The organism is Methylobacterium sp. FW102-HT35C08 (assembly GCF_058790235.1).
In genome coordinates, this window is sequence record NZ_JBYTCL010000002.1 from 3,514,142 (window position 1) to 3,538,526 (window position 24,385).

Annotated in this window: 20 protein-coding genes; 13 read left to right on the top strand and 7 right to left on the bottom strand. The window is 67.6% G+C overall.

Going from position 1 to position 24,385, the window contains the following annotated elements:
- Positions 1 to 101: 101 nt before the first annotated feature.
- From AC3WSN_RS16745 to AC3WSN_RS16775, 7 genes are all read left to right on the top strand, one after another.
- On the top strand, positions 102 to 440 hold the full coding sequence (locus AC3WSN_RS16745) for a hypothetical protein (RefSeq protein WP_492539421.1): 339 nt from the start codon (positions 102 to 104) through the stop codon (positions 438 to 440).
- A 367-nt stretch (positions 441 to 807) separates the two neighbouring features.
- Positions 808 to 1,410 carry a hypothetical protein gene (locus tag AC3WSN_RS16750; protein WP_492539423.1) on the top strand — a complete coding sequence of 201 codons (603 nt, stop codon included), beginning with the start codon at positions 808 to 810 and terminating at the stop codon, positions 1,408 to 1,410.
- A gap of 304 nt (positions 1,411 to 1,714) precedes the next feature.
- The gene (locus AC3WSN_RS16755) at positions 1,715 to 2,170 is read left to right on the top strand and encodes a carboxymuconolactone decarboxylase family protein (protein ID WP_492539425.1); all 456 of its coding nucleotides are present in this window, start codon (positions 1,715 to 1,717) and stop codon (positions 2,168 to 2,170) included.
- 209 nt (positions 2,171 to 2,379) lie between these two features.
- Positions 2,380 to 3,129 (top strand): SDR family oxidoreductase, encoded by a 750-nt coding sequence (locus AC3WSN_RS16760; RefSeq protein ID WP_492539427.1) that lies wholly within the window; start codon positions 2,380 to 2,382, stop codon positions 3,127 to 3,129.
- A 40-nt stretch (positions 3,130 to 3,169) separates the two neighbouring features.
- Positions 3,170 to 3,586 carry a cupin domain-containing protein gene (locus AC3WSN_RS16765; protein ID WP_492539429.1) on the top strand — a complete coding sequence of 139 codons (417 nt, stop codon included), beginning with the start codon at positions 3,170 to 3,172 and terminating at the stop codon, positions 3,584 to 3,586.
- A gap of 94 nt (positions 3,587 to 3,680) precedes the next feature.
- Positions 3,681 to 4,586 carry a sigma-70 family RNA polymerase sigma factor gene (locus AC3WSN_RS16770; RefSeq protein WP_492539431.1) on the top strand — a complete coding sequence of 302 codons (906 nt, stop codon included), beginning with the start codon at positions 3,681 to 3,683 and terminating at the stop codon, positions 4,584 to 4,586.
- 98 nt (positions 4,587 to 4,684) lie between these two features.
- Positions 4,685 to 4,858: a hypothetical protein gene (locus AC3WSN_RS16775; protein WP_492539433.1), complete on the top strand. Its 174-nt coding sequence runs from the start codon at positions 4,685 to 4,687 to the stop codon at positions 4,856 to 4,858.
- A gap of 376 nt (positions 4,859 to 5,234) precedes the next feature.
- Here AC3WSN_RS16775 and AC3WSN_RS16780 read toward each other — a convergent pair whose 3' ends face one another.
- Positions 5,235 to 5,906, bottom strand: a complete 672-nt coding sequence (locus AC3WSN_RS16780) for a Crp/Fnr family transcriptional regulator (protein WP_192707414.1) — start codon at positions 5,904 to 5,906, stop codon at positions 5,235 to 5,237.
- A 152-nt stretch (positions 5,907 to 6,058) separates the two neighbouring features.
- Positions 6,059 to 6,238, bottom strand: coding sequence for a DUF1127 domain-containing protein (locus AC3WSN_RS16785; protein ID WP_192707413.1), 180 nt, complete (start codon positions 6,236 to 6,238; stop codon positions 6,059 to 6,061).
- Between the two features lie 143 nt (positions 6,239 to 6,381).
- On the opposite strand from AC3WSN_RS16785, the gene mddA reads away from it, so the two are divergent.
- Positions 6,382 to 7,116, top strand: a complete 735-nt coding sequence (gene mddA / locus AC3WSN_RS16790; RefSeq protein ID WP_492539435.1) for a methanethiol S-methyltransferase — start codon at positions 6,382 to 6,384, stop codon at positions 7,114 to 7,116.
- A gap of 36 nt (positions 7,117 to 7,152) precedes the next feature.
- Here the strand turns inward: mddA and AC3WSN_RS16795 are convergent, their stop codons facing one another.
- The 5 genes from AC3WSN_RS16795 to AC3WSN_RS16815 form a co-directional block, all read right to left on the bottom strand.
- The gene (locus tag AC3WSN_RS16795; RefSeq protein ID WP_492539437.1) at positions 7,153 to 8,142 is read right to left on the bottom strand and encodes an ABC transporter substrate-binding protein; all 990 of its coding nucleotides are present in this window, start codon (positions 8,140 to 8,142) and stop codon (positions 7,153 to 7,155) included.
- A gap of 28 nt (positions 8,143 to 8,170) precedes the next feature.
- Positions 8,171 to 9,964 (bottom strand): adenylate/guanylate cyclase domain-containing protein, encoded by a 1,794-nt coding sequence (locus AC3WSN_RS16800; protein WP_492539439.1) that lies wholly within the window; start codon positions 9,962 to 9,964, stop codon positions 8,171 to 8,173.
- Positions 9,965 to 10,308: 344 nt separating this feature from the next.
- Positions 10,309 to 10,962 (bottom strand): DUF938 domain-containing protein, encoded by a 654-nt coding sequence (locus AC3WSN_RS16805; protein WP_492539441.1) that lies wholly within the window; start codon positions 10,960 to 10,962, stop codon positions 10,309 to 10,311.
- A gap of 236 nt (positions 10,963 to 11,198) precedes the next feature.
- Positions 11,199 to 12,014, bottom strand: a complete 816-nt coding sequence (gene bcsS, locus AC3WSN_RS16810; protein WP_492539443.1) for a cellulose biosynthesis protein BcsS — start codon at positions 12,012 to 12,014, stop codon at positions 11,199 to 11,201.
- 163 nt (positions 12,015 to 12,177) lie between these two features.
- Positions 12,178 to 14,592: a response regulator gene (locus AC3WSN_RS16815; protein WP_492539445.1), complete on the bottom strand. Its 2,415-nt coding sequence runs from the start codon at positions 14,590 to 14,592 to the stop codon at positions 12,178 to 12,180.
- A 436-nt stretch (positions 14,593 to 15,028) separates the two neighbouring features.
- Here AC3WSN_RS16815 and bcsA point away from each other — a divergent pair, with 436 nt between their 5' ends.
- The 5 genes from bcsA to bcsN are packed head-to-tail and all read left to right on the top strand — an operon-like array spanning position 15,029 to position 24,102.
- Complete coding sequence (bcsA, locus tag AC3WSN_RS16820; RefSeq protein ID WP_492539446.1) at positions 15,029 to 17,413, top strand: UDP-forming cellulose synthase catalytic subunit; 2,385 nt, start codon at positions 15,029 to 15,031, stop codon at positions 17,411 to 17,413.
- A 5-nt stretch (positions 17,414 to 17,418) separates the two neighbouring features.
- A complete protein-coding gene (locus AC3WSN_RS16825) occupies positions 17,419 to 20,010 on the top strand; it encodes a cellulose biosynthesis cyclic di-GMP-binding regulatory protein BcsB (protein WP_492543139.1) in 2,592 nt (863 codons plus the stop codon).
- Positions 20,007 to 21,158, top strand: coding sequence for a family 8 glycosyl hydrolase (locus AC3WSN_RS16830; RefSeq protein ID WP_492539448.1), 1,152 nt, complete (start codon positions 20,007 to 20,009; stop codon positions 21,156 to 21,158). Before AC3WSN_RS16825 ends, AC3WSN_RS16830 begins: the two co-directional genes overlap by 4 nt.
- Entirely contained in the window at positions 21,143 to 23,146 is a 2,004-nt protein-coding gene (locus AC3WSN_RS16835; protein ID WP_492539450.1) for a hypothetical protein, read from the top strand. The genes AC3WSN_RS16830 and AC3WSN_RS16835 overlap by 16 nt, the downstream gene beginning before the upstream one ends.
- Positions 23,143 to 24,102 (top strand): cellulose biosynthesis protein BcsN, encoded by a 960-nt coding sequence (bcsN, locus tag AC3WSN_RS16840; protein ID WP_492539452.1) that lies wholly within the window; start codon positions 23,143 to 23,145, stop codon positions 24,100 to 24,102. Before AC3WSN_RS16835 ends, bcsN begins: the two co-directional genes overlap by 4 nt.
- Positions 24,103 to 24,385: the final 283 nt, after the last annotated feature.

The following is a 24,385-nucleotide window of genomic DNA, read 5'->3' on the forward strand; positions in this document are numbered from 1 at the left end:
GGAACCCCACGGCCTCAAGTCAGGATGGCCTGAACATTTACGACCTGCTTCCTGCAAACATGTCGCAGGTATCTGCACTTTCAGTGGAACAGGAGAGCCGTATGCTGCTCAGGTTCGTGCGCTCCTTCGTGGCGACTCTCCAGCTGTCTGCGTTTTGCGTGACGGCGCAGGCGGCACCCTACTTTGCTTGGTATCTGCCGTCGCCGACGCCGCTCTTCCCGCTTCTCGTGATAAATCCGGATGACAAGCCGCACCACAGATGCGCGCTTCAGCTCTTCCGGACCTACTACAAGCGGGATGGCTCGCAGGGCTTCGATCTGAAAAACTACTTCTTTTCTATCCCGCGGTACTCCATGATATCTCCCGGCATTTGGAATTCACAGGAGCACGGCGGCAACGAGATTACCTCGACGAATGTTTACTGCCTGTCACGACGATGATGTTTGGGGCCGCACGGCGGGGCGACGAAACGGCGGAAACCATTCGTAGGTACGGACTGCAGCTGACCGTCCGGATAGACTGAATGTTTTGGACGCGGAGTCGAAAGTCACAGCATCTGTATGACGTTGCTATGAGGTTGCGCGGCTGAATTTACGTTGCGGTCCAAGGTTCGATAGCGAGCGCCTTGCTCACAGCCCGCCGATAACACTCAGCGTCCGCCACATCTTCAGGCCAAAGACAGGATGGACTTGAAGCGCGAACGCCGCCCCGACCTGAGTCGCTCGAGAGGGAGTGCAAGACAGCGCTGGCGTAGGCGGATAGTGTCCGTACCCGTCCCGGGGGGCGGGTTAAACTGTGAGGATCACCATGTCCGATGCAGCAGCCTCACACACCACGTCCCAGTCAGCACCGGCGCAGAAAGGTCCCGGTGCACCGAAGCGTCCGCTCGCACACCGTGTGGTCGATGAAGCGCGGCGCTATCTCGCCTTCGCTGCCTATCTCGTGGTCGTCTTCGGGACGCTCATATTGTTCAGCCTCAATATCTACACCCGCCTGGACCAAGAGACGCAGCACTACTCAAGCTACCATTTCTATGCGCTGGGCCTCATCAACGCCCTCGTGCTGGCCAAATTCATGCTGGTTATCGAGGCAACCAGATTGGGCTCCCTCTCCTTCGGCCGTCGTCTGCAACAGGGGCCGCTCGTGTACGAGATCCTGTACCGCGCCGTGCTGTTCGCAGCCGTTCTGACGGCGGCGTACGTGTCGGAAGAGGTGCTGGTGGGCGTCTGGCATGGGCGAAGCGTAGGCGAAGTCTTGCCCGACGTTGCCGGTGGCCCTCGCGGATTGGTCACCTTCGCATGGGTGATGGTCGTAGCACTGATCCCCTATTTCTCGCTCCGCGCGATCGAGCGCGCTCTGGGCGAGGCGAAATTGCGGGCTCTGCTGCTAGGCACGCCTGTGGAGACCTAAGCGCCTGGGCGCTGATGCGCAGCATTGACCATAGAGGTCGAAAGTCGATGGATAAGCGGCTCTTCCGCTGCCTCTCACGATGGCCGCTTTGGAGTAGATCTGCCACAAAAGCGGACGGCCTTCTACTGACCCATGTCGGTCGTCAATCGACCTGCTCAGCCCGCTTGGAAGCGGACGTCGATGCGCTCGGCTGAAAGATGATCCGCTTCGAGCGAGAACGCAGCATCGCATGTCACACCCGGATCGCTCGGCTCGTCATGGCTTTGAACGTCGATTTCTGGCGCTCCGAGCACAAGGAAAAGACATGAGCGAGAACAAGCGACTGGTCTGGAACGAGGTGGCCCCGCAGGGTGCCAAGGCGCTTTATGGCATCCACCACTACATCAACACTGGCACCGATCTACCTCCTGAGCTGATCCACCTCATCTTCCTGCGGGTGTCTCAGATCAATGGCTGCGCGCACTGCATCGACCTACACACCAGAGACCTCCTCAAGACGATGCCACTCGAGAAGGTCGTCCTGGTTTCTGTCTGGGCCGAGGTGCCCCACCTGTTTTCCGAACAGTACCGCGCCGCTCTCGCCTGGGCGGAGGAAGTCACGCTGATCAGCGAGACGCGCGCCTCCGATGGGGCCTATGCCGCCGCGAGCGCTGTCTTTACAGCCAAGGATCTCGTCGACCTGACGATCGCCATCGCGGCGATGAACGCGTTCAACCGCCTCGGCGCACCCTTCCGCCTCCCGGTCCAGGCGAAGGCCTAGTCGGCTCTGCCGCTCCGTCCGGGGCGGCACCAGCGCCGTCCCATTATCGCCGATGTCCGATCGATCCCTGACCGCAGTTCCGCGTCTCACCGCGCTGATTTTTCCTGGGGCATGTCACATCGAGCCCACGCGTCTCGTCCCTTGTTCGACGGGCGCCTGAAAGCGGCAAGGAGCTGCCCCGTCCGTTCTCGAACAAGGAAACGGCTACCATGAAGATCGTGGTGATTGGCGGAAGCGGCCTCATCGGGCGTCACCTGACGGCCGGACTGTCGCGACAGGGACATGAGGCTATCGCTGCCTCGCCGAGGAGCGGAGTGAACGCGCTGACGGGCGAAGGCTTGGCCGGGGTTCTTGTCGGAGCCGACATCGTCGTCGACGTTTCGAACTCTCCGTCCTTCGATGACGCGGCGGTGCTCGACTTCTTCGAGCGCTCCGGCCGCAACCTTCTCGCCGCAGAGCGCGAGGCGGGTGTGAAGCATCACGTCGCCCTATCCATCGTCGGCACGGACCGCCTGGAGGGGAACGGCTACTTTCGGGCTAAGGTGGTGCAGGAACGGCTCGTCAAAGCCTCCGACATCCCCTTCACCATCGTGCGGGCGACCCAATTCTTCGAGTTCGTCGCCACCATCGCCGAAGGATCGGTCGACGGCGCCCGCCTCGTCGTGCCTGACGCGGACTTTCAGCCCATCGCCGCCGCCGATGTCGCCGCAGCGCTCGCCGATGTCGCGCTCGCTCCGCCGCGCAACGGGACGATCGAGATCGCCGGGCCAGACCGCCTTCCGTTCCGCGACGTCGTCGCCCGCTGGATCGCAGCCATCGGCGACCGTCGGGAGGTGCGGATCGACAAGGCGGCGCGCTACTTCGGCGCCGAGCTCGAAACCGGGTCGCTTGTTCCCGAGCATGCGGAAGCGGCGCGGCTCGGACCGACGCGGTTCGAGAGCTGGCTCGCTGCCGCCTGAACCGCTGCGCTCCTCCCATCCACCAAGAAAGACCCCTTCCATGTTCAGAACATTCTTGCTGGGAGCCCTCTTTGCCGTCTTCGCCGTCCCTGCGGTGGCGGCCGATGTTGCGAGGGGCGAGGCCCGCGTCACGACGATCTTCGACCATCCGCTGCCTTCAGTTCCCGGCAAGAGCCTGCGCGGAGTCCTCGTCGAGTACGGTCCGAGCGGCTCCTCACCGTCCCACACCCACGCCGCATCTGCCTTCATCACGGCAACCGTGATCGAGGGCGCGGTGCGGAGTCGGATCAACGATGGTCCGGAGAAGGTCTTCCGCGTCGGCGAGAGCTTCGTCGAAATGCCCGGTGACCACCACAGAGTCAGCGCCAATGCCAGCGACGTCGAGCCCTCGAAGCTCCTCGCCATCTTCGTCGTGGACACGGCCGACCGAATATTGACGACGCCGGACCGGCCGTAGCAGCGGCGGCGCGGGAACGCATCTGTTCAAGGCGGCACGGATACCCATGGTCGTCCACATTCGCTCAAGCGACATTGTTTTCGAGGAGAGGCCCATGTCGCAGGCCGAAATCGCCACGGCGACCTTCGAGACCCATCGCGCGCGACTTCTGCGCATCGCCTACCGCATGCTTGGCTCGCGCAGCGAAGCGGAGGATGTCGTGCAGAATGCCTGGCTGCGCTGGGTGGCGGTTGACCAGACGAAGGTCGCTGCGCCCTATCCGTTTCTCGCGCGCATCGTCACGCGCCTCTGCCTCGACGAGATGAAGTCGGCCCGTGCTCGCCGGGAGACCTACGTCGGCGCTTGGCTGCCCGAGCCACGCGTCGAAGACGAGGATGATGGGGTGGACGAAGATGACCTGACGCTCACGCTGATGATGGCGCTGGAGCGCCTGTCGCCGCTTGAGCGGGCGGCATTCCTCCTCCACGACGTCTTCGGCATGCCGCTCGGCGAGGTAGCGGACACGCTCGACCGGAAGGCGGCGGCCGTGCGCCAACTCGCCGTCCGGGCACGGCGGAACGTGCAGGCTGCGCGTCCTCGCTTCCCCGTAGAGCGCGAAGAGGGCGAGCGGATCGCACGGGCCTTCTTCGCGGCGTCCAACAGCGGCGACACCGTAGCGCTGCGAACCATTCTCGCCAGAAACGCGGTGCTGCACTCGGATGGCGGCGGCAAGGTTCTGGCCTTCATCAATCCGATCACCGGATTGGACCGCCTCCTGCGCATGTTTGAGGGTGTGCGGCGCAAATGGGGGCAAGGCTGGGCGCAGATGCTTGAACTCGTCTGGATCGACGGCTTGCCCGGCTATGTCAGCCGCGAACGCGGCGACGTTCTCCAAACCACTGCGCTCGCCATTGAGGACGGCCGGATCACTGCGATCTACATCACCCGCAATCCCGACAAGCTCCGCCATGTCGCGCAGGCTCTCGCGCTGGGACCGAACCCAACTTCGCAAACGCAGTGATCAGGCAGCGCGCATCCCTGAATCGCTTCACCCGACGTTGAGCCTCGCAAAGCGCTTGATGCTTCCACACGGCGCGCCGGCTCACGGAGCTCATCAGCATGACACAGCAAACGCCCATCGGCCCCGGCTTCGGCGCTGCCAGCACCGCTTTGGAGGTCGTCTCCGGGATCGATCTCTCGCGAAAGCTCGCCATCACTCCCGCGGAAGAAAACAACTACGTGTTTAGTCATGTCATGACCGTGGATGACCGCCTTCATGTCTGCGCCTCGTGAAAGCGGACGATCTCCTTTTCACCCATCTGAGACGTTCACGTGGGCGCTGAGCGGTGACCCGGGTGGGCCGCTTGCGGCCCGTCTGCTTTGAGGTTGGGGGAGCGGACAAGCGGACATTCGCCGCGGCTGAGCTGAGGGCCTGGAAGGTACTCCAAACAGGCCCCGGAGAGATCAACATATCGGAAATCCAGTCTCAAAACTCAGCAAACGCTGCCGGCAACTTCCAGATAATTTAAGAATGTCTCGATATTACTAGCAAAATCTGCATCTTATCAGCTTCATCTATAGTCCGCTTTCTGCACGATTATAGGAATGATGCTGATGGGCACCGCAAGAATGAAGGATGCGGAATATCAGCGCCAATCATCGTGCGAGTTCATGACAAGGCAGCCGAGGCAAGGGCGGCAGGATCGCGTACGACAACGCGATTGCGGTGGAGGTCGATCATGCCTTGGCGACGCCAACACTGGAGTTGCCTGTTGACCGTCTCGCGGGTCGTGCCCGCGAAGTCAGCGATGTCGTCCTGCGAGATATGGATTTCGCTGCCGAAATCCTCCGCCAAGCCTAGCAGGCGTCGCGCGATCCGCGCGGGCAAAGGCATCAGCACCGTCTCTTCGAGTCGCGCGGTGGCGAAGCGCAGGCGCTCGCACAGGAGTTCGATGACCCGCATCGACAAGTCGGCGTGCCGGCCGACGAGGTTCAGCATGTCGCGGCGGCGGACCGCGAACAACTCCGACGGCTCGGCCGCGACGGCGTCCGCGCTCCGCGACCGACCATCGAAGAGCGCGACCTCGCCGAAAATGTCGCCCGGACCGAGCACGTTGAGCGTCATGCGCCGGCCCGCGCCGGTGCCGGCCGTGATCCGGATCTCGCCGCGGCGGATCGCGTAGAACGCGTCCGCTGGGTCGTCCTTCAGGAACAGGGTCTCGCCGCGGGCGAGGCTGTGTGTGACGCAGAGGTCGGCGACGGCCCGCCGCGTGTCGGATTCAAGGCGGCCGAAGAAAGGGCTGGCGGACAGCAAACGCTCGAACTGCGCCGGATCGCCCACAGAAATGGCTCCTGTTGGAGCTGCGGACCCGAGCGGACCATGAGGCCGGACGGCGGTCTATTCATACCAGAGTGCTCGCGAACCCGCCATCCGCCCGGAAGGGCGGCGCAGTGCCGGAGACGTGCTGGCTGCACCGCGGCCGGCCGCGGCGGCTATCGTGCGGCCCTGAAGGCGGCGGCACGCGTCACATCGGACCTGACGAGGCCGAGATCAGCGAGGTCGCGCTCGCTGAACAAGGCGAGTTCGCGCTGTGTACGGCGGCAGTCGAGCCACAGTCTGAAAACAGAGAACGCAGCGGCCACCTGATCCTCCTCGGCTGAGGAGGCCGGCATGCCCCGGGCGCCGCTCCGCGTCCGTGACGGCGATCACGGACGCAGGTGGGCGGTTGGCCGATGAAGGTTCGGGCCGCGAGGGACCGGGTCGTGACCGAACCTCGGAGCACGGCCGATCACGCTCTTGCCACTGGAGATCTTCCATGTCGCACGCTGCCCGCTTGACCTACGCGTTGAGCTGCTACGCGGTCTTCCTGCTGACCTTCCTCTACGCAGTCGGCTTCCTCGGACACGTTGTCGTTCCGAAGACTGTCGACGACGGGTTGATCGTCGATCCGGGACTCGCCGTCGCCGTTGACGTCTCCCTGCTCACCCTCTTCGCGCTCCAGCACAGCGTGATGGCACGCCCGCGCTTCAAAGTCTGGTGGACCCGCGTCGTCCCGCAGCCCATCGAGCGCAGCACCTACGTCCTCCTGGCGAGCCTCGCGCTGCTGCTGCTGTTCTGGCAATGGCGTCCACTCCCGGCGATCGTTTGGTCGGTCTCGGAACCGGTCGCGGCGGGCCTTCTGATGGGCCTCTTTTGGATCGGCTGGCTCGTGGTTCTCGCCAGCACCTTCATGATCAGCCATCTCGACCTCTTCGGGCTCAAACAGGCCATCCAGGGCTGGCGCTCGACCAAGCAGGGTGAGGCCGCGTTCACGACACCCCTCCTCTACAGGTACGTCCGGCACCCGATTTATCTCGGCTTCGTCATCGCGTTCTGGGCGACGCCGACGATGACGGCCGGCCACCTGCTGTTCGCGGCAGTCGCGACCGCCTACATCCTCGTCGGCATCCAATTGGAGGAGCGCGACCTCGTTGCTTTCTTCGGTGATCGCTATCGTCGCTATCGGCGCGAGGTAGGCATGCTCCTGCCGCGCCTTCGCGGTGCACGCTGATGGCGTTGTCGCCAACTGCCCACGGATGTCGGATCGCTACTCGATCACCACGTCCGCGCTGCTCAAGATCGAGGGCGGCAAGATCACGCCAAGACGTGTGGCCGCCCCGACATTGGCGAACAGTTCAACCTTCGTGACGAGCTGTACCGGCAGGTCGCGGGGCTTCTCGCCCCGGAGAAGGCGGCCGGCATAGAGGCCGGCTTGGCGATGCGTCTGCGTGAAGTCGCCTCCGTAGCTCAGCAGCCCGCCGGCCTCGGGAAAGTCGCGGGATTGGGTGATCGCGGGAAGGCCGTGGCGGCTTGCGAGGATCGCAAGAAGCGCACTGCGATAGGCGAAGAAGGGGTCGGAGGTGAAGACGAGGCCGGGCACCCCGAGCCGGCGCGGCGCCGTGGAAAGCGTCTCGAACTCATCCTCGCGGCTGGCCTTGAGCACATGGAGTTGCAGGCCAAGGCTGCCTGCCGTCGCCTCGAGTCCGGCCACCTGCGAGCTGGCCGTGGGACTGGTCGGATTGACCGCGACGGCGAGGGCAGCGGTTGTCGGAAACAGCTCCCGCATCAACTCGAGCCGCTTGTTCGAGACCTCGACGCTCAGGCTCGACACGCCCGTCAGATTGCCGCGCGGCCGCGCGAGATCGTCCACCACGCCGAGGACGACCGGATCGCCGCCCATCTCGAAGACGATCGGGATCGTCTCGGTCGCCGCCCGCGCCGCAAGCACCACGGGCGCTCCACCGGGGGCAACCAGGACTGTGATCCCGCTACCGACCAGCTCCTTCGCGAGCGCGGGCAGCCGCTCATAGCGACCGTCTGCCCAGCGAAAGGCGATCGCGACGTCGCGACCCTCGACAAAACCAGCATCGGCGAGCCCCCCGCGAAAAGCCTCCAGCCGGCTGGCAGCACGCTCGGGCGTCTCAGAGCCGAGATATCCGATCACCGGAAGCGTCGGCGCTCGCGCCCGCACCGCGCGGGGTAAGACGCCGCCGATCAGAGCAGTGACCGGCCCGATGAGAATGGCGCGTCGCCTCATCCCGTCGCCCCTCGCCAAGCGCAAAGCCTCACGCCGCCGCACCCGGCGTTGGCCGGGCGTCGGTCGCCTGACAAGCGGCCATGGCAAAGACGGCAACCGGATCGTCGAAGCCCTTCAGGCGCCGCGTCCCGAGCGAAACGAGGGGAACGCCGCTCCCGATCGCCTCGGCCGCCGTGCGATCGACGAGGATCTGGCCGTTCTGGGCCGAGGCGCACAGGCGCGATGCGAGGTTCGTCACCGTGCCGATGGCCGTGTAGTCCATCCGGCTGTCGGAGCCGATGCGCCCGACCGTGGCGGGTCCCATCGCCAGGCCGATCCCGAAGCCGAGCGCATGGCCGCGCGCCCGCCAGGTCGCGGCCAGGGCCTGCACCGTCGCCTGCATCTCGATGACCATGCGAGCGGCCCGCAACGCCGGCTCGGGGCAGGCCACGGGCGCGTTCACCAGGATCATGACGCCGTCGCCGGCGAGGCTCACGAGTGTCGCGCCGTGCCGGTCCACAGTCGCACCGATCACTGCATGGTATTCGCTCAGGACATCCATGATCACGGTCGGCTCGGATCGGGCGGAGAACGGTGTGAAGCCGCGCAGGTCGCCGAAGACGACGACGACTTCAACGCGCTGTCCATCGAGGACGCTGCCATCGCCGGCCCGGTCCACGAGCTCGGCGACCTGCGGTGCGAGGAAGCGTTTGAGCCGGTCGATGCGCTCCGAGCGCTCCCGTGAGATCGCGACCTCGCGTGCCATCTGATTGAAGCGGGTCGCGAGCCGTCCGAGCTCGTCGCTCCGCGCGATGTCGATGCGGTGATCGAACTGGCCGGCCCCGATCCGAGCCGCGCCGTCCTCGAGCAAGCGGATCGGCCCGGTCATTCGGCCGGCGAGCCAATAGGCGAGCGCGGCGGCGAAGCCTGTGCCGGCGAGCAGCAGACCGAGCAGGCGCCAGAAGGCGGCGCGGATCGGTCCGAACGCTTCGGCGGCCGGCTGGTGGACGATCACGCTCCAATCCGGTCCCTGGACCGGCGCCAGGGCGGCGACGACGGCGCGTCCCGCCGGGTCCGAACCGGCGACCGCGCGACCATCTTGCGCGAGGATTGCAGCCCGCAGCGCTTGGAGGTTCTCGGCCGTCCGGTCCGCGGCGCCGCGTAGGACGAGGCTGATGTCGGGATGCGCGATGAGCCGGCCCGGCCGGTCGAGCACGAAGGCTTGACCGGTCTCGCCGATCCGGATCCCCACGATGACGTCGAGGATCAGCTTGAGATTGATCTCGGCGATCGCAATGCCCGCTGCGGCTCGATTTCCCGCCACGGCCACGGTCATGTACGGTTCGGAGTTGCGGTAATAGGTGACGGGGCCGAACCAAGCTTGCCCGGTCCGGGCCCCCAACACTGCTGGATCCCCCGACGCGTCCTCGCCGCTCTCGATGCGGTTGAGGCCGATTCGCGATATAGAGAGCCGCTCCTTCGCGGCGCCGTCGATCAGCCTGAGAGTCGTCACGGCGGGGGCGTGGCGCAGGAGCCGCAGGGCATCGATGCGCCGCCGCTCGTCGGCTCCCTCCGTCCAGGGCAAGTGGACCATCCAGGCGAGCTGGTTTCCGATCCCTTCAGTGAAAATTGCGATCCGCGCAGCCGCAGTCCGGGCCTCGGCCCCGAGAAGGTCGTTCAGGTGCGCCCTCTGGTCCTTGTACCCGAACCATGCCTGACTGATGCCGGCGGCGAGCAACGGAACGACCACGGCGGCGAACAGGACAAAGAAATATTGCCGGAACAGCGATCCCCGCGCGGGGATCGGGAAGCGAGCCATCGCCGGATTTATTCCAAGGCGCATCGATCTGCTCCGGGATTACCCGGACATACCCCCTGAAGTGCCCTCGAAACGCACCGGGGATTGCCCGAGCTCGCCGATCAGCGCGCGATTATGTTCCGGACCTGACTTCAACGCCAGTCTTCCGGGCGCGTCGCCGACCGGGGCGGGGTTCGGACACAGATCGAGAGAAGCCGCGTTGCGGCGACGTCTGCTTCGGAGAGGCAGCCCGAATCGGCTGAGCAACCGAAATGCGCGCGAAACCGAAAGTCCCTACCGGCCGTCGAGCCGAAGCCTGGAAATGGCGGACAGCAGCGTCTCTGGTCGCGCGTCACCGAGTGGAGCAAACCGGATCCGGTATGTCTCGCTCATGGACTGCTATGACGTCCCTTTCGATAAACCAAGCTGAAGTTGTTGGCCGGCATCGGAATGCGCTCGACAAGGCTCAAACCCTGAACCAAGCCAACTTCGGAAATCGCCTCGACATCCCGGACGCCCCAAGCGGGGTCCCGCGCACGCAAGTTCACATCGAAGCTCGCGTTGCTCTCAGCCGTGTGCGCACCGGCTACCGTGAACGGTCCGTACAGGTAGAGCAGGCCGCCGTCAGGAAGGAGGCGGCCAGCGCCTGCCATCAATCCCTCCGTCGCCGACCACGGTGCGATGTGGATCATGTTGATCGCAAGCACCGCATCGGCGCGCGGCACGGACCAGGGCTGTGCCCGCACATCAAGCGGCCGGGGGGCGAGGATATTGGCCAAGCCAGCGCTTTGCGTATGCGCCGCGATGCTTCTCAGGGCTTTTGGATCGGCATCACTGGGTTGCCAGGACAAGCTGGGCAACGCGGACGCGAAATGAATGATGTGCTCGCCCGACCCACTGGCCACCTCCAAGACCAAGCCGGAGGCCGGGAGCAGGTGGCGCAGGACAGCGAGGATCGCCTCTCTGTTCCTGAGGACGGCTGGCGCAAACAAGGCGTCGCCCGCTGAGATGCCTTGGCTCAAGACTGCGTCCCATTTCAGCATGACTGACCTCACGATGAGCATGAGCTCTCACGAGGTGAAGCGTCCCCGAACCGTGGCCTGCGCCGACCGGCAGCATGGAAGCCCGGTCGGCCTACCGGGACCGCCACCGTCTGCAAGCCTGCCCGCCGTACGTCGGGCCGTCATCGGCGGATTGCTCGTGGGGTCATCCTGCCCGTGCGATGCCCGCGCGGCGGATGCTGCTTCCCGTTGCCGTCCGATCTCACGCCCAGGTGGTGTTAGAACGTCGAGCGGGCCTCGATGCTGGAGTAGTAGCCGGAACCCTGAACCCGATCTTGGACGTAGCCGGCGGCGACGGACATCTGGACTGGTCCGAACCGCACGCCGGTCAGATGCGCACCGATGCGATATTGCCGGAAGAAATCGTCGCCCAGGAACAACACTTCCGGCCCGACATAGACGCCGTCAGCGAGCATGTAGCCGACCCGCAGGCGGGAATAGTAAGCATTGAATTTGGTCGAGTATGAGCCGTAGGCGGAGACCATGGTCCGGTCGGTCGGCGTCGCGTAGAAGTTGCCCGCGACCTTCAGTCCGACGCCCGTGCCCACCACCGGGTTACCTGGATCGGGGACGGACAGCTGATTGCTGCGGACATTGAATCCGATGAAACCGGCGAGGGCGGCGTCCTTCCAGACCCACTCATAACCCGCCTGCAAGGCGCCCTCTTGCTGGTAGCCGGTCACCCGCGTCGCAACGGACCGGCCGGGATACGAGTAGGTTCCACCGATGGCGTCGACGCGCACGCGCAGTCCGTCCTGCGTGGGCGAACCGTTGGGCGCGGCCGTCACCGTCACGGCGCCGAAGGCCGAGCTGTTCGACGTGACACTGGTCGAGCCGTCGACGGCCACGGCCCAGCTGTCATCGACCGCCTGCTGCGAGGCGCCGGTGTACCAGTCCACGCCCGCGGCCCTGGTCGAAAGGTCGGCGGCTGCAGCGCTTGTGGCGGACGCCGCGGCGCAGGCGCACGAGAGGGCCAGAGCAGTCGTGAACGGAGCGAAAGGACGTCGGGCAGTCGGTTCTGCGGTCCCGCCCATATTCAACGGCTCCGTTAAGGTACGATTTACGCTTTAATCAACACTCAACGACAATGATTAACATTCGATTTTGTATGGACTGGCGTTCGACCAGGATGTAGGCGCCAAGATCGGGCCGCTGGGCGCTCATGGCGGCTGCACGGGGGGTCGGAACAAGACCCAATCAGGCGGCGCGGGCGCGCTTCACCGCGATGTCGAGAACGACCTGCAGGTCCTCGTTGCGGAAGGGCTTGTCGATGCGCAGGAAGGCGTCGGCGGATTGCGGCAACTGGCCGTGCGGGCTGGCGAGGATGATCCGAATCTCCGGATACCGCTCGACCACCGTGGCGGCGAGTTGGAGGCCGGCCATCACCGGCATGGATTGATCGACGATCATCGCGTCGAAGTCAGCGTCGCGGGCAAGAACCTCGAGGGCGTGTGCCCCGGAGGCGGCCTGCACCACGGCGTGGCCGAGATCCGCAAGCACCTCGGCGACACTCGCTCGGACGAGGCCGTCGCTCTCCACGAGTAGGATCTTCAGGCCAGCCAAGCGGGCTGGCGGCAGCTTGGCGGTGATCCGGGGTGCGGCGGGCAGCCAGAATTCGGCCAGGAAGGGCTCGGCGCCGATCCCGTCGCGGATGAGGCGCCAGAAGCCGCCGCTCTCGGTGACCAGCGCGGCGACCGTCGCCAGGGTCGGTCCAGTACCGGCCGGCAGCGGCGCGGCCGCGGGGCGGCGACCGCTGCTGACAAGCACCCGGACGTAGGCCGACGACGCTGCCGCGGTGAGCGCATCCTCGGGAATCCCCTCGACGGCCGCGATGGCGAAGCCGGCGAGGCCGGCGTCGCGGATATGGAAGGCCAGGTTGAGGAGCAGCAGTTCCAGCACGCGCTCGCTGCACAGGATGGGCGGCAACCCCGCGGGGATGCGATTGAGGACCGGCATCTCTCCAAGGGCATTCGCGGCCAGGAACGGCAGGTAACCCTCGAAGGTGGTGGCAAGGTCGGTCTCGGCCAGGGTGATGCCGGTCTCGTCGCCGCGCACGAGGTGCAGCATCCGGCGCGTGAGCGCCGCCCCCCGGCGCGCGCCGGCCGTGGCCCGCCCGACCAACCGTTCCTGGTCGTCCCCGAGGGCGTGCCGACGCGTGAGCAGCGTGAGATTTGTCAGCACGACGGTGAGGACGTCGTTGAACTCGTGGACGATGCCGTCGGTCACCCGTCGCAGGACGAGGTTGCGGCGCGGCTCGACCTGCGGCGGCAGGGTCGCGGCCTCGCCGCCCGGCAGCTTCCGCATCAGGGCGAAGAGCCGCCGGTCGCCACTGGCGTCGGCGAGGCAATGCAGCCTCACCTGAACCTGCTGCTCCGGCCAGTCGTGCAGGTGCAGGACCACGTCGGTCGGACCGTCGGCCGCGAGGGCGGCGGAGCGTGCCCGGTCGAGAACGGGCCGGTCGTCGGCGACGAAGCAGGCGGCGAACGGGGCGCCGTCGGTTCCGCCCGCAGTTCGGGAATCCAGTAAGGTGCGGCCGGTGTCGGGATCGATTTCGCAACAGGCCCAGCCGGAAATCGACTCGTAAGTGGTCAGTCGCGCCTTGAGCCGCGCGAAATCGGACCCGGCGCCGGCCATCATCAGCCCGGCGCTGCGGCGATGGCCCGCGAAGACGTCCGAGAGCGCCGCGAACTCGCCGATCCACATGTGGGGCGCAGTGGATTCGGCATTGGTCTCGCCCTCCCCCTTCAGGAGGCGGCGCAGCGGTCGCGTCAGCCGCTCTCCCGCGACGAAGCCGAGGGCGGCCGCGCAGGCCACGAGGGCGAGGCCGATGCCGAGCATCCGCCAGTCCGGCGCCGCAGCGAGCGACTCGCCGGTGGGAACGGCCTGCGCCGTCACCAGCCATCCCGGGGAACCGATCTCGGCCGCGACACGCATCGGCGTCGTGGCCGAGACGCTTATCGTCCGGAAGGCGTCCGGGGTCCCGGCGAGGACCCGGCTGTCCGGGGTGGCGACGAGGAACCCAAGTGTCTCGGGCAGCGCCGCGGCGCGGCGCACGTCCTCCTCGACCTTGGTGAAGTAGCTTGGGTTGGCGTCGAGGCGCAGCAGGCCGTCCTGCCCACGCTCACCCAGCGCGACGGCGGCCCCGAACGGCGAGTCGGCCTCCGCCCCGTCGGTGACGACGATCACGCCGGCCGCACGGCTGCGCAGGAACCAGGACTGCCGCGCGACGCTGCTGCCGATGCGGCGCTCGTCCTGGGCTGCCAGCACGGTGCCGTCCGGCGCGATGAGCGCGGCGTCCCGGTAGACCGGGTTCAGGTCGAGCCACGCGCGCAGGCGTGCGGCGCGCTGGTCGGGAGAGAGCAGGCGCTCATCGTCGCGGAGCGTCAGGGCGGCGTTGCGCGCATCACCAACGGTCTGCCGCAGCCGCGCCGCGATGGCGGCGACGTAGGCGCGCGAGGCCGAGCCGACCATCTCCTGCGGGGACGACGCAGTGCCGCGCTGAGCGGCCGGAGCGACGATCAGCACGGCGGCCGCGAACCCCGCCGCGGCGGCGATCGCCACCTGCAGTGCGTTCAGCAATCCGAGGGATATCTGCAGCGGCTTCGCGGTCATCCGTACGCCCGAGGGGTCGGTACCGAGCGAGGCTCGATTTTCGTTAAGGGTCGATTAAGGCCCGCGGCGCATCCAGGCGGCGGCACCTGTTCCGGACGCGGTCCGCCGGGTGCGCCGCGCATTTCATCATGACTATCCGTGGCGCTCTTCGTCGCATCCGCCGCGCCGTCGCCGATCATCACGACGCTCTGGAACGAATGGTTAATGTATTCAACGCGACTGCGCGTCTCAGTTCTGCTCTTGCAGACAGATCGACTTCACGGCGCCGTCCGTCGTCTGGGCAGCCCACATTCCTAAGTTAACCGTAATTTCCGATCAAGTGAAACGGCTCGGATATTACGAAGGGATTTGTTCATTGACCATCATCGCTGTACAAACCCGGTCGTAGAGCCGTTGCACCTCGATCCGAGGGATTTTTGGCCCGGGAGGCTGTAGCGTGAGGCAGGCGTTGCGTTGGCTGGCCTGGGTTGGGGCGACAGTTGCCAGCCTCGCCCTGCTCAGCCAGCCGGTCGGGACGCAGGCCCAGCTCGCCATGAGCCTCGCCGCCATGGCGGTGATGATCGTGCTGTGGGCCGTGTTCGACGGGCCCCGGACGCGGTTCGTCTTCATGGCGCTCGGCAGCCTCGTGGTGCTGCGCTACATCCTGTGGCGGCTCACCAACACCCTGCCCTCGCCGGGCGATCCGGTCAGCTTCGGGTTCGGCCTGATCCTGCTGGTGGCGGAGCTCTACTGCGTCTTCATCCTGTTCGTCAGCCTGATCATCAACGCGGACCCGCTGCGGCGTGACCCGCCACCGGCCGCCCCGGCCGCCGACCTGCCCGCAGTCGACGTGTTCGTGCCGAGCTACAACGAGGACGCCACGATCCTCGCCATGACCCTGGCGGCGGCGCGGCAGCTGAACTACCCGCCCGACAAGCTCACTGTGTGGTTGCTCGACGACGGCGGCACCGACCAGAAATGCAGCGATGCCGACTCCGCCAAGGCCGCGGCGGCGCGCGCCCGCCGGAGCGAGCTGAAGGCGCTGTGCGACGAGCTCGGCGCCCGCTATCTCACCCGCGCCCGCAACGAGCACGCGAAGGCAGGCAACCTGAACAACGGCCTCGCCCATGCCCGGGGCGACCTCGTGGCGGTGCTCGACGCCGACCACGTCCCGTTCCGCTCGTTCCTGACCGAGACCGTCGGCTATTTCGCGCAGGACCCGCGCCTGTTCCTCGTGCAGACGCCGCACGCGTTCCTCAACCCAGACCCGGTCGAGCGCAACCTGCGAACCTTCGAGCGCATGCCCTCCGAGAACGAGATGTTCTATGCGGTGACGCAGCGCGGCCTCGACAAGTGGAACGGCTCGTTCTTCTGCGGCTCGGCGGCCCTGCTGCGCCGCACCGCCCTCGACGAGGCCGGCGGCTTCTCGGGCATCACCATCACGGAGGATTGCGAGACCGCCTTCGAGCTGCACTCGCGCAACTGGACCAGCGCCTACGTCGACAAGCCGCTGATCGCCGGCCTGCAGCCGGACACGCTGACGGACTTCATCGGCCAGCGTTCCCGCTGGTGCCAGGGGATGTTCCAGATCCTGCTCCTGAAGAACCCGATCTTCCAGAGGGGCCTCAAGCCGATCCAGAAGATCGCCTACCTCTCCAGCATGGCCTTCTGGTTCTTCCCGGTTCCGCGGCTGATCTTCATGTTCGCGCCGCTGCTGCACATCTTCTTCGACCTGAAGATCTTCGTGGCCAGCGTGGATGAGTCGATCGCCTATACGCTGACCTACATCATCATCAATCTGATGATCCAGAACTACGTCTACGGCAAGTTCCGCTGGCCGTTCGTGTCGGAACTCTACGAGTACATCCAGGGCGTCTACTTGGTTAAGGCGATCGTCTCCGTCATCGCTTCGCCGCGCAAGCCGACCTTCAACGTCACCAACAAGGGCGCGACTCTCGACCACGATCATATCTCGTCGCTCGCCCTGCCGTTCTTCCTGATTTATCTGCTCCTGATGCTCGGCTGTGCCGTCGCGGCGTGGCGCTACCTGTATGAGCCCGGCGTGACCAACCTGATGCTGGTCGTCGGGCTGTGGAACTTCTTCAATCTGCTGACCGCAGGCGCCTCCCTCGGGGTCTGCGCCGAGCGGCGCCAGCTCGAACGCACGCCATCGCTGGTGATCGACCGCCGCGGCGTCCTCACTCTCTCCGGGCACAGCGTCGACGTCTCGATCGAGCGTGTCTCCGCCGAGGGCTGCACCCTGCGCCTCCTCAGCGGCGCCCTCGATCAGGGACTCACCCGCCCGTCCCTGCAGGGAACGCTCAGCGTCGAGCCGACGGCCGGCGCACGCCGGACCGCGCCGCTGCCGGTCCATCTGGACCAGGCGACGCGCGACGGCCGGGAACTCGTCATGCGGGTGAACTTCGGCACGCTGGCCATCCACGACTACACGGCGCTCGCAGGCCTCATGTACGGCGACGCCGAGGCGATGCGGCGATTCCAGCTGCGGCGGCGGCGGCACAAGGACATCCCAACCGGCACGCTGCAATTCGCGTGGTGGGGCCTGGTCGAGCCGTTCCGCGCCCTGCGCTACCTCCTCGCCAGCCGACAGCCGCGGCCCGTCGAGATCGAGGAGGCACCGGTCTACGACGCGCCGATCGGGGTGTTCGCCCCGGCGCCGTCTGTCCCGGGCCCGGCGACGACCGGTGCGGTGCCATCCCTTTCCATGGCATCCAAACCCTCCGACGCGGAGAGCGGGGACGACTGGGTCCGCCTGATGATGGACTACGAAAACGAGCGCACCCTGGCCGAGCTTCGCGGCCGGCGCACGAGCGCGGCGTGACGGCGATGGGCGCCCGGCTGCACCTCCCCGTGCTGGGGCTGTTGCTCGGTCTCGCGAGCGTCCCGGCGCTGGCCCAGAGCTTCCTGGGCTCGGGCCCGGCGGAGCGGCTGACGGTCCCGCCCAGCGGCAATGCCCTGCGTGCGCCGTCCGAGGATGGGGCAAGACCCGCGCGCCGGCCGGACGCGGCGGCGGCGGAGCAGAGATCGACGCCGCGACCGCCCGAGCCGCCGCGGGCCGCCGCGCCGCAGACGGTGCCACGCGCGGTGATCCAGTCGACCATCGCGCCGGCGCGCCGGCTTCCGTCCGGCCCGCGCGGCTTCCGCCTGACCGGGGAAGAGGATTCCCTGCGCTACCCGGTCTACCTCACCGAGGCGCAGACGCGGGGACCGGCACGGCTGCGCCTCTCGTATCTGTCGGCAATCTCGGTGGCGCCGGAGACTTCCGAACTCGACGCCTTCGTGAACGGCACGAAGGTCGGCTGGACCCGTATCCAGGCGCCCGGCGCCGTGAAGGTGGTGGAGTTCGCCATTGCCGACGGTGTGCTGAAGCCCGGCTACAATGCCGTGACCTTCACCGCCAGCCAACGCCACCGCGTCGACTGCTCGGTCAGCGCGACCTACGAATTGTGGACGCAGATCGACCCGTCGCGATCCGGTCTCGTGGTCGGAACGGCCACCGACATGGACGTCCGGTCCCTCGCTGCCGCGGAGCCCGACGAGAGCGGCGCCCTGCCGATCCAGGTCATCCTGAACGAGCGCCCGAACCTGGCGCGGCTGGAACGGATGATCGGAGCCGTGCAGGCCCTCTCACTCGTGGGGCGGGTCGCCCGGCCGACCGTGACGTTCGGGCCCCTCCTGCAGGGCCGCAACGGCATCAACCTCGTCGTCGGCACCGCCTCCGAGATCGCAGGTTTCGAAGGGGTCTCCGAGCTCGGCCCGACCACTGGGCCCCGCCTCGCCATGCTGCCGACGCGGCCGAACACGCCGCCGACCCTGGTGGTCACGGGAGCCCGCGATGAGGACGTCCGTCAGGCGATCATCAACCTCGCCGTTCCGGCCGACACGGGGACGCCGGACGGACTCAAGGCTGTTCAGCTCTTCCGCGGTTACATGGTGCATGGCGGCGAGAGCCTGACGCTCGACCGCCTCGGCGCGGCGTCCCGCGAATTCTCGGGCCGCCTGCTCCATGTCGGCTTCGACCTCCGCTTCCCCGGGGATTTCGTCCCGGCCGATTACGGCAAGGTCATGCTGCACCTGGCCGGGGCTTACGTCGCCGGACTCTCGCCGGACGCCCGCATCGTCATCGATATCAACGGACGCAATGCGGCGAGCGTCCCGCTCCCAGACGGGCGCGGTGAGGTGTTCGACGACAGCGCGATCCCCCTGCCCTTCAGCCTGTGGCGCCCGGGGGTGAATCACGTCGAGATCTCGGCGCAGTTGCCGAACGCCGCCGACCAGACCTGCGACACGCTGAGCCCGGCGGCCAAGCAGGCGCGCTTCCTGTTCCTCGACCGCTCGCGGATCGAGATCCCGCATTTCGCTCGGGCGGCGCGCAGTCCCGACCTCGCGGCGATCAAAGGCGGCGCCGTCCCGTTTGTCGTCCCGGCGCAGCGTCCGCGTCTCGTGCTGCCGACTCCGGACCGCGACAGCGCCGATGCTGCCGCGACCCTGGCTGCCCGTCTGGCGATGGCATCCGAGCGGGTCATAGATTTCGAGGTGGTGACCCAGCAACAGGTGGCTTCCGATACGAGCCAACTCGTGGTCGCGCCCGCCCGCGCCCTCGATCCGGCGCTCCTGGAATCGGTCGGCTTCGATCCGCAGCAGATCCAGCGGGTCTGGGAGGGCCGCGCCGACATGGTCGCCACCCCGGGCCAGTTCGGCCCCGAGGGCGTGCTCACCCTCGATCGCCTGAGACGCAACCTGCCGATGCGCTGCGCCCTGCCGACCCTGGTCCCGCAGGTGCGCCCGGCGCAGCCCGTCCAGCCCCAGCAGGCGCAGGCGTCCCAGAACGAGGCGAGCGCCGCGCCCTCCCCGCCATCGGCCCCGGCCACCGCTCCGGGTTCCTCGTCGGACCGTGAGCTCATCGACCGCTGGGAGGCATCGACTCGCGGCTCACGCCAGATCTGGGCCGCCCTGGACTCCGTCTGGAACGAGATTACCAACACGATGCGATCCCTGCGCCAGACAGTGTCGGCGCAGGTGAAGTCGGACGCGACGGTCGAGGTCCCCGCCACGGCCTCGCTGCTGATCGCCGAGGGGCAGCCGGTTCAGTCGAGCAACACCGTGATCGTCACCGCGCCGAACACGTCGCTGCTGAAGGCGTCCGTCTCCTGCCTCGTCGATCCCGTGGTCTGGGCGAAGCTCGGCGGCAGCGCCGCCTTCCTCGACGCGTCGAACGGGACGCTCATGACGTCCCGGCCCGAGCGGATCGAGATCGTCGAGACGCAGCCGCGATCCCTGGCGAACCTGCGCCTCGTGTCCGCGGCGTGGCTGTCGGTCAACACGGAGTACTACGTCGGCATGACCCTCGCGATGGCCCTCTGCCTCGGCCTCGCCACCACGAGCCTCGTGCGCAACGTCGGCAGGAGGAACTCATGAGCCGCCGCGACCGCGCTTCCCTCGCCGCCGCCCTCGTTGTCGCGACGATGCTGCCCGCGGCGGCCTCCGCCCAGGACGAGCCCGTCGTACCACCGAGCACGGCGCAACCCGGCACGCAGCCCGCTCAGGCCGGCAAGGCGGCTAGCCCTGGCCTCGTCGGCAAGCTCGGCAACGATACCGCGTGGCGGGCCTACCGCTCCCGGTTCATCACCGATCAGGGCCGTGTGGTGGACACGGCCAACGGTCAGATCAGCCACAGCGAAGGCCAAGGATACGGTATGCTGCTCGCCGTGGCGGCGGGCGACAGAATCAGCTTCGAGCGGATCTGGGGCTGGACCCGGGCCAACCTGATGGTCCGCGGCGACGAATTGCTGGCGTGGCGCTGGTCTCCCGACAAGCGGCCGGCGGTGGGCGACATGAACAACGCCACCGACGGCGACATCCTCGTCGCCTGGGCGCTCACCGAGGCGGCCGAGGCTTGGAACGAGCCGAGCTACCGCACCGCAGCCCGCCGGATCGCCATCGAGTTCGGGCGCAAGACCATCCTGTTCCGGGATCCGCACGGGGCACTGTTGCTCCCCGCGGTCTCGGGCTTCTCGGCCCGGGAGCGCCCGGACGGTCCGCTGATCAATCTCTCCTACTGGATCTTCCCCGCCTTCCCGCGCCTCGCCCTCGTGGCGCCGGAATACGACTGGGCGGCCCTGACGCGCAGCGGCCTCGCCCTGCTGCGGCAGTCCCGCTTCGGTCCGAGCAACCTGCCCACCGAGTGGATCTCCGCGAAGGACGCTCCGCATCCTGCGACCGGCTTCCCGCCTCTGTTCTCCTACAATGCCATCCGCATCCCGCTCTACCTCGTCTGGGCGGGACTGGTGCGTCCCGACGACCTCGCACCGTTCCAGGCCCTTTGGTCGGGCGCCGACCGGGAACGGCTGCCGATCGTCGACACCGGCGACGGGCGGAAGGTCGAATGGCTCACCGAGGCCGGCTACTTGGGGCTTTCGGCCCTGGTGGCCTGTGCCCTCGACGGCACGCCCTTTCCGGAAGATGCGCGGGGCGATATCGGCAACCAGAACTATTATCCGGCGACCCTGAGCCTCCTTGCCCTGACTGCGGCCCGCATGCGCTACCCGTCATGCCTGAAGTCCTGACTGGTCTTCCGCCGGCTCGACTCCGACCGGCCGCCCCCTGTCTCCTGGTGCTGGCGCTCGCCGCCTCGCCCGCCGCCGCGCAGGTCGACGCGCGATCCGGCCTCCCGCCGCAGAGTTCCGCTGCGCCGACGCGGGCCGAGCCGCGCATCGTCTACGGCGACGGCCCGCGCGCGCCGGCGATCCTGGCCGACCCGGCCACGTCCCGCACGAACGACATGGTCGACGAGAGCGCTCTGCGCTACTACGCGGCCCAGAAGCAGACGGCGCGGATGAAGGCCGAGATCGCCCGTCTCAAGCGGCTCTATCCGGGCTGGAACGAGCCGCCGGATCTTGACGCGCTGCAGCCGAGCCCGCCCGAGGAGGCGCCCCTCTGGGACCTCTTCACCGCGGGACGCTTCGACGACCTGCGCGCGGCGATCGCCGCGCGGCGTTCGATCGATCCTGCGTGGCAGCCCTCCGAGGAGTTGGCCCGCAAGCTCCGCCGAGCCGAGTTCAGGTCCCGGATCACGGCGCTCACCGGCAAGGATGCCGCCGCAGTCATCGATCTCTACCGGACCGACCCCGGCGCCCTCGATCCGCTCGACGTGCAGAGCATCTGGACGGTCGCCGACGCCCTGGGCGATTCCGGTTCGGGCGACGAGGCGTTCGAGCTCTACAAGTCGATCCTCGACGGCAGCGCCGATGCCGGCGTGCGCCTCGCCACCATCCAGAAGGCAATGGCGCATCTGCGCATGGCACAGGCGGAGCGCCTGATCGAGATGGGTCACCGCAGCGCGAACGGGACCTCGGAGTTCGACGCGATCCGCCTCGACATCACGCGCGCGCGGATCGCCGCGTTCCTGCATGAGGAGAGCGCCGAGACCCCGACCCCCGCCGATTTCGCGGCGTTCCAGACCGTTGCCCGCAAGAGCGGCGATCCCAGCCAGACCAGCCTGCTCGGCTGGTACGCCTACAAGCGCCGCCAATTCCGCGAAGCGCTCGAATGGTTCAAGCAGGCAATCGCCCGGAACGGTGACGCCATGGTCGCCCACGGGCTCGCCCTGACCCTGCGCCAGCTCGACATGGCGCGCGAGGCCGAGGAGGTCGCCTACGCGTGGCGCGACCGGTTCGTCGGCAACGAGTTGCTCTACATCGACATCCTCGAGCAGAAGTTGACGCTGCCCCGTCCGCCCGCGATCGAGCCCGCGCGCATCGCCCGCTATGCCCAAGTCGTGACGGCCTCCACCTCGGGCGAAGGCGCCCAGGGGCTCGCGTGGTACGCCTACAATTCCTGCCAGTTCGACACGGCCCTGGAATGGTTTCAACGGGCCGTCGCCTGGATGCCGAGTGAGGGCACCGTCTTCGGCTACGCCCTCACGCTCCAGCGGCTGAAGCGGCAGCGGCCGTTCCTGGAGGTTGTGAACCGTTACGACGGACTCTTCCCCAAGGTGGTCGACCTGGTGTTCCGCGAGACGACCGTCGGATCGCCGCTGCCCTGCGACCCCGCGCCCCCCACGCCTGGGCCCGGGCGCCCTGGGGCTCCCGCGGCGCGGGCCGAGACTCCTCCGGCCAACCGGGTGCCCCGGCCGGACCTGCCGCCGGCCGCCGCGGATGCGAAACCCCTCGCCGTCCAGCGCAACGAGTTCCCTCTGGCGGTTTCCATGGAGAACGCGCTGCGCTACCCCCCGCCGGGGCTCGCGCGGGCGCTGGCCGAGCCCGTTCCCACGGGGACCTATACCAAGGAGCCCGCGACCCAGGCGCCGCCCCTGGTGGCGCGACGCGTGCCCGGCGCGGGTCCGATGCCCTACGAGCGGTTCGGCTACGCCCTGCTGCCGGATTATCGCGGCGTGGATAAGCCGGAACTCCTGACGCCGCCCGCTGTCGGAACCCTATGGCAGGACCAGCAGGCGGAGCGTCAACGGCCCGAGAATTCGGAGGCCAAGCGGTTCCAGTTGCCGGCGCGCTCGGCCTACGACACCTCCGCCTCGACCGAGCGGACCACGCCGTGAGGCGCGCGGCGACCTACGTGGCCCGGTACTGCGCCCTGGCGGGGCTCCTCCTGCCCGCCGCAGTGCATGCGCAGACGGTCCCGGTCTTGTCGATGCCGGGCGCCGGGGCCCTAACCGCGGTGATCGAGACGCGGGAGCGCGACGGTTTCGACCAGCGGCTGCGCTATGCCGGCGGCGACGGTCGCAACCATGCCGAGATCGCCTTGCGCCAGGAGACCGCCGACCTGCTCCTCGCCTTCCCGCCGCGACTGGCCAAGCCCAGCGCGTTCGGGATCTCGGGGGAGATTGCCGTCCGGTTTCCGGGACAGGCGATGACCGTGCGGCCACCGCTTCGAAACGCCTACGGTCCGGTGGGAATCGCGCTGGGTGCCGACTGCCTCTACGCCTGGCAATGGATTGAGGGCGGCCGCAGCGACGTCGCCGGCGCGCAGCCACCCGCGCTGTTCCAGGCGCAGCCGCTGGCGCGTCGTGCGATCTCCCTGCGGATCAGGCTGTGCCGCACCGCCGAGGCGAGCCTCGGTGACCTCATGCGCGCCGTGGAGGGCCTCCGGATCACCCTGCCAGGCACTCGCCCCCCGCCGGCTGTCGTGCGCGGGCGACCGCCTCGGACCACGCCCAAGACGGCCGCCCGCCGCCCGAGCCGGCCGGCTGCCGCCGAGGCGCAGAAAGCCAAGAATCCGCCGCCACAGACGCCCGTCGTGGAACGACCGCAGACGCCTGTCGCGCCGCCTGTCGCGCCTCCGCCAAGTGCCCCGAGCGTGGCGACCGATCAGAAGCGCTACATCGTAACGCCGACCCCGCAGGCCCCTGCGCCCGTCCTGCCAGAGCCGGGGAGCCAACGCTACATCACGGAAGGGAGCGGTAGCGGGACCGCGCCCAAGCCGGCCCCAGGTCAGGCGCCCGGCGAAACCTTCTTCCGCGACTTGCCTCCCGAAGCCTATCGGCCACCCAATTGATGCGCGGCAGCGGCCGCCTCTTCGGACCTATCGCGCGCTGCCTCCAATATGTGCCGCTGATCGGGACACGAGCAGGTTAAAGGCCAGCGTGCCCTTTATCGGGCCGGTCATGCGGCCTCTTCGGTGGCGCGAATCTAAGAACACATCAGACGACCGGTCGGCTTCAGCCAGTCGCGGCAGCTTAGGGGTGTCGTCACAGGCAGCTGGACGAATGCCTGGGACGCATTCTGGTCATAGAAGATCATGGCATTGCGAAGCCTCATGACGGCCAATTTGCACGCGC

Coding starts and splice junctions, on each gene's coding strand:
- AC3WSN_RS16830 (WP_492539448.1), top strand. CDS start 20,007: ATGAGCCGCCGCGACCGCGCTTCCCTCGCCGCCGCCCTCGTTGTCGCG.
- AC3WSN_RS16815 (WP_492539445.1), bottom strand. CDS start 14,592: ATGACCGCGAAGCCGCTGCAGATATCCCTCGGATTGCTGAACGCACTG.
- AC3WSN_RS16760 (WP_492539427.1), top strand. CDS start 2,380: ATGAAGATCGTGGTGATTGGCGGAAGCGGCCTCATCGGGCGTCACCTG.
- AC3WSN_RS16835 (WP_492539450.1), top strand. CDS start 21,143: ATGCCTGAAGTCCTGACTGGTCTTCCGCCGGCTCGACTCCGACCGGCC.
- AC3WSN_RS16805 (WP_492539441.1), bottom strand. CDS start 10,962: ATGCTGAAATGGGACGCAGTCTTGAGCCAAGGCATCTCAGCGGGCGAC.
- bcsS (WP_492539443.1), bottom strand. CDS start 12,014: ATGGGCGGGACCGCAGAACCGACTGCCCGACGTCCTTTCGCTCCGTTC.
- AC3WSN_RS16770 (WP_492539431.1), top strand. CDS start 3,681: ATGTCGCAGGCCGAAATCGCCACGGCGACCTTCGAGACCCATCGCGCG.
- AC3WSN_RS16800 (WP_492539439.1), bottom strand. CDS start 9,964: ATGCGCCTTGGAATAAATCCGGCGATGGCTCGCTTCCCGATCCCCGCG.
- AC3WSN_RS16795 (WP_492539437.1), bottom strand. CDS start 8,142: ATGAGGCGACGCGCCATTCTCATCGGGCCGGTCACTGCTCTGATCGGC.
- AC3WSN_RS16775 (WP_492539433.1), top strand. CDS start 4,685: ATGACACAGCAAACGCCCATCGGCCCCGGCTTCGGCGCTGCCAGCACC.
- AC3WSN_RS16755 (WP_492539425.1), top strand. CDS start 1,715: ATGAGCGAGAACAAGCGACTGGTCTGGAACGAGGTGGCCCCGCAGGGT.
- AC3WSN_RS16765 (WP_492539429.1), top strand. CDS start 3,170: ATGTTCAGAACATTCTTGCTGGGAGCCCTCTTTGCCGTCTTCGCCGTC.
- AC3WSN_RS16825 (WP_492543139.1), top strand. CDS start 17,419: ATGGGCGCCCGGCTGCACCTCCCCGTGCTGGGGCTGTTGCTCGGTCTC.
- AC3WSN_RS16785 (WP_192707413.1), bottom strand. CDS start 6,238: ATGCCGGCCTCCTCAGCCGAGGAGGATCAGGTGGCCGCTGCGTTCTCT.
- mddA (WP_492539435.1), top strand. CDS start 6,382: ATGTCGCACGCTGCCCGCTTGACCTACGCGTTGAGCTGCTACGCGGTC.
- AC3WSN_RS16745 (WP_492539421.1), top strand. CDS start 102: ATGCTGCTCAGGTTCGTGCGCTCCTTCGTGGCGACTCTCCAGCTGTCT.
- AC3WSN_RS16750 (WP_492539423.1), top strand. CDS start 808: ATGTCCGATGCAGCAGCCTCACACACCACGTCCCAGTCAGCACCGGCG.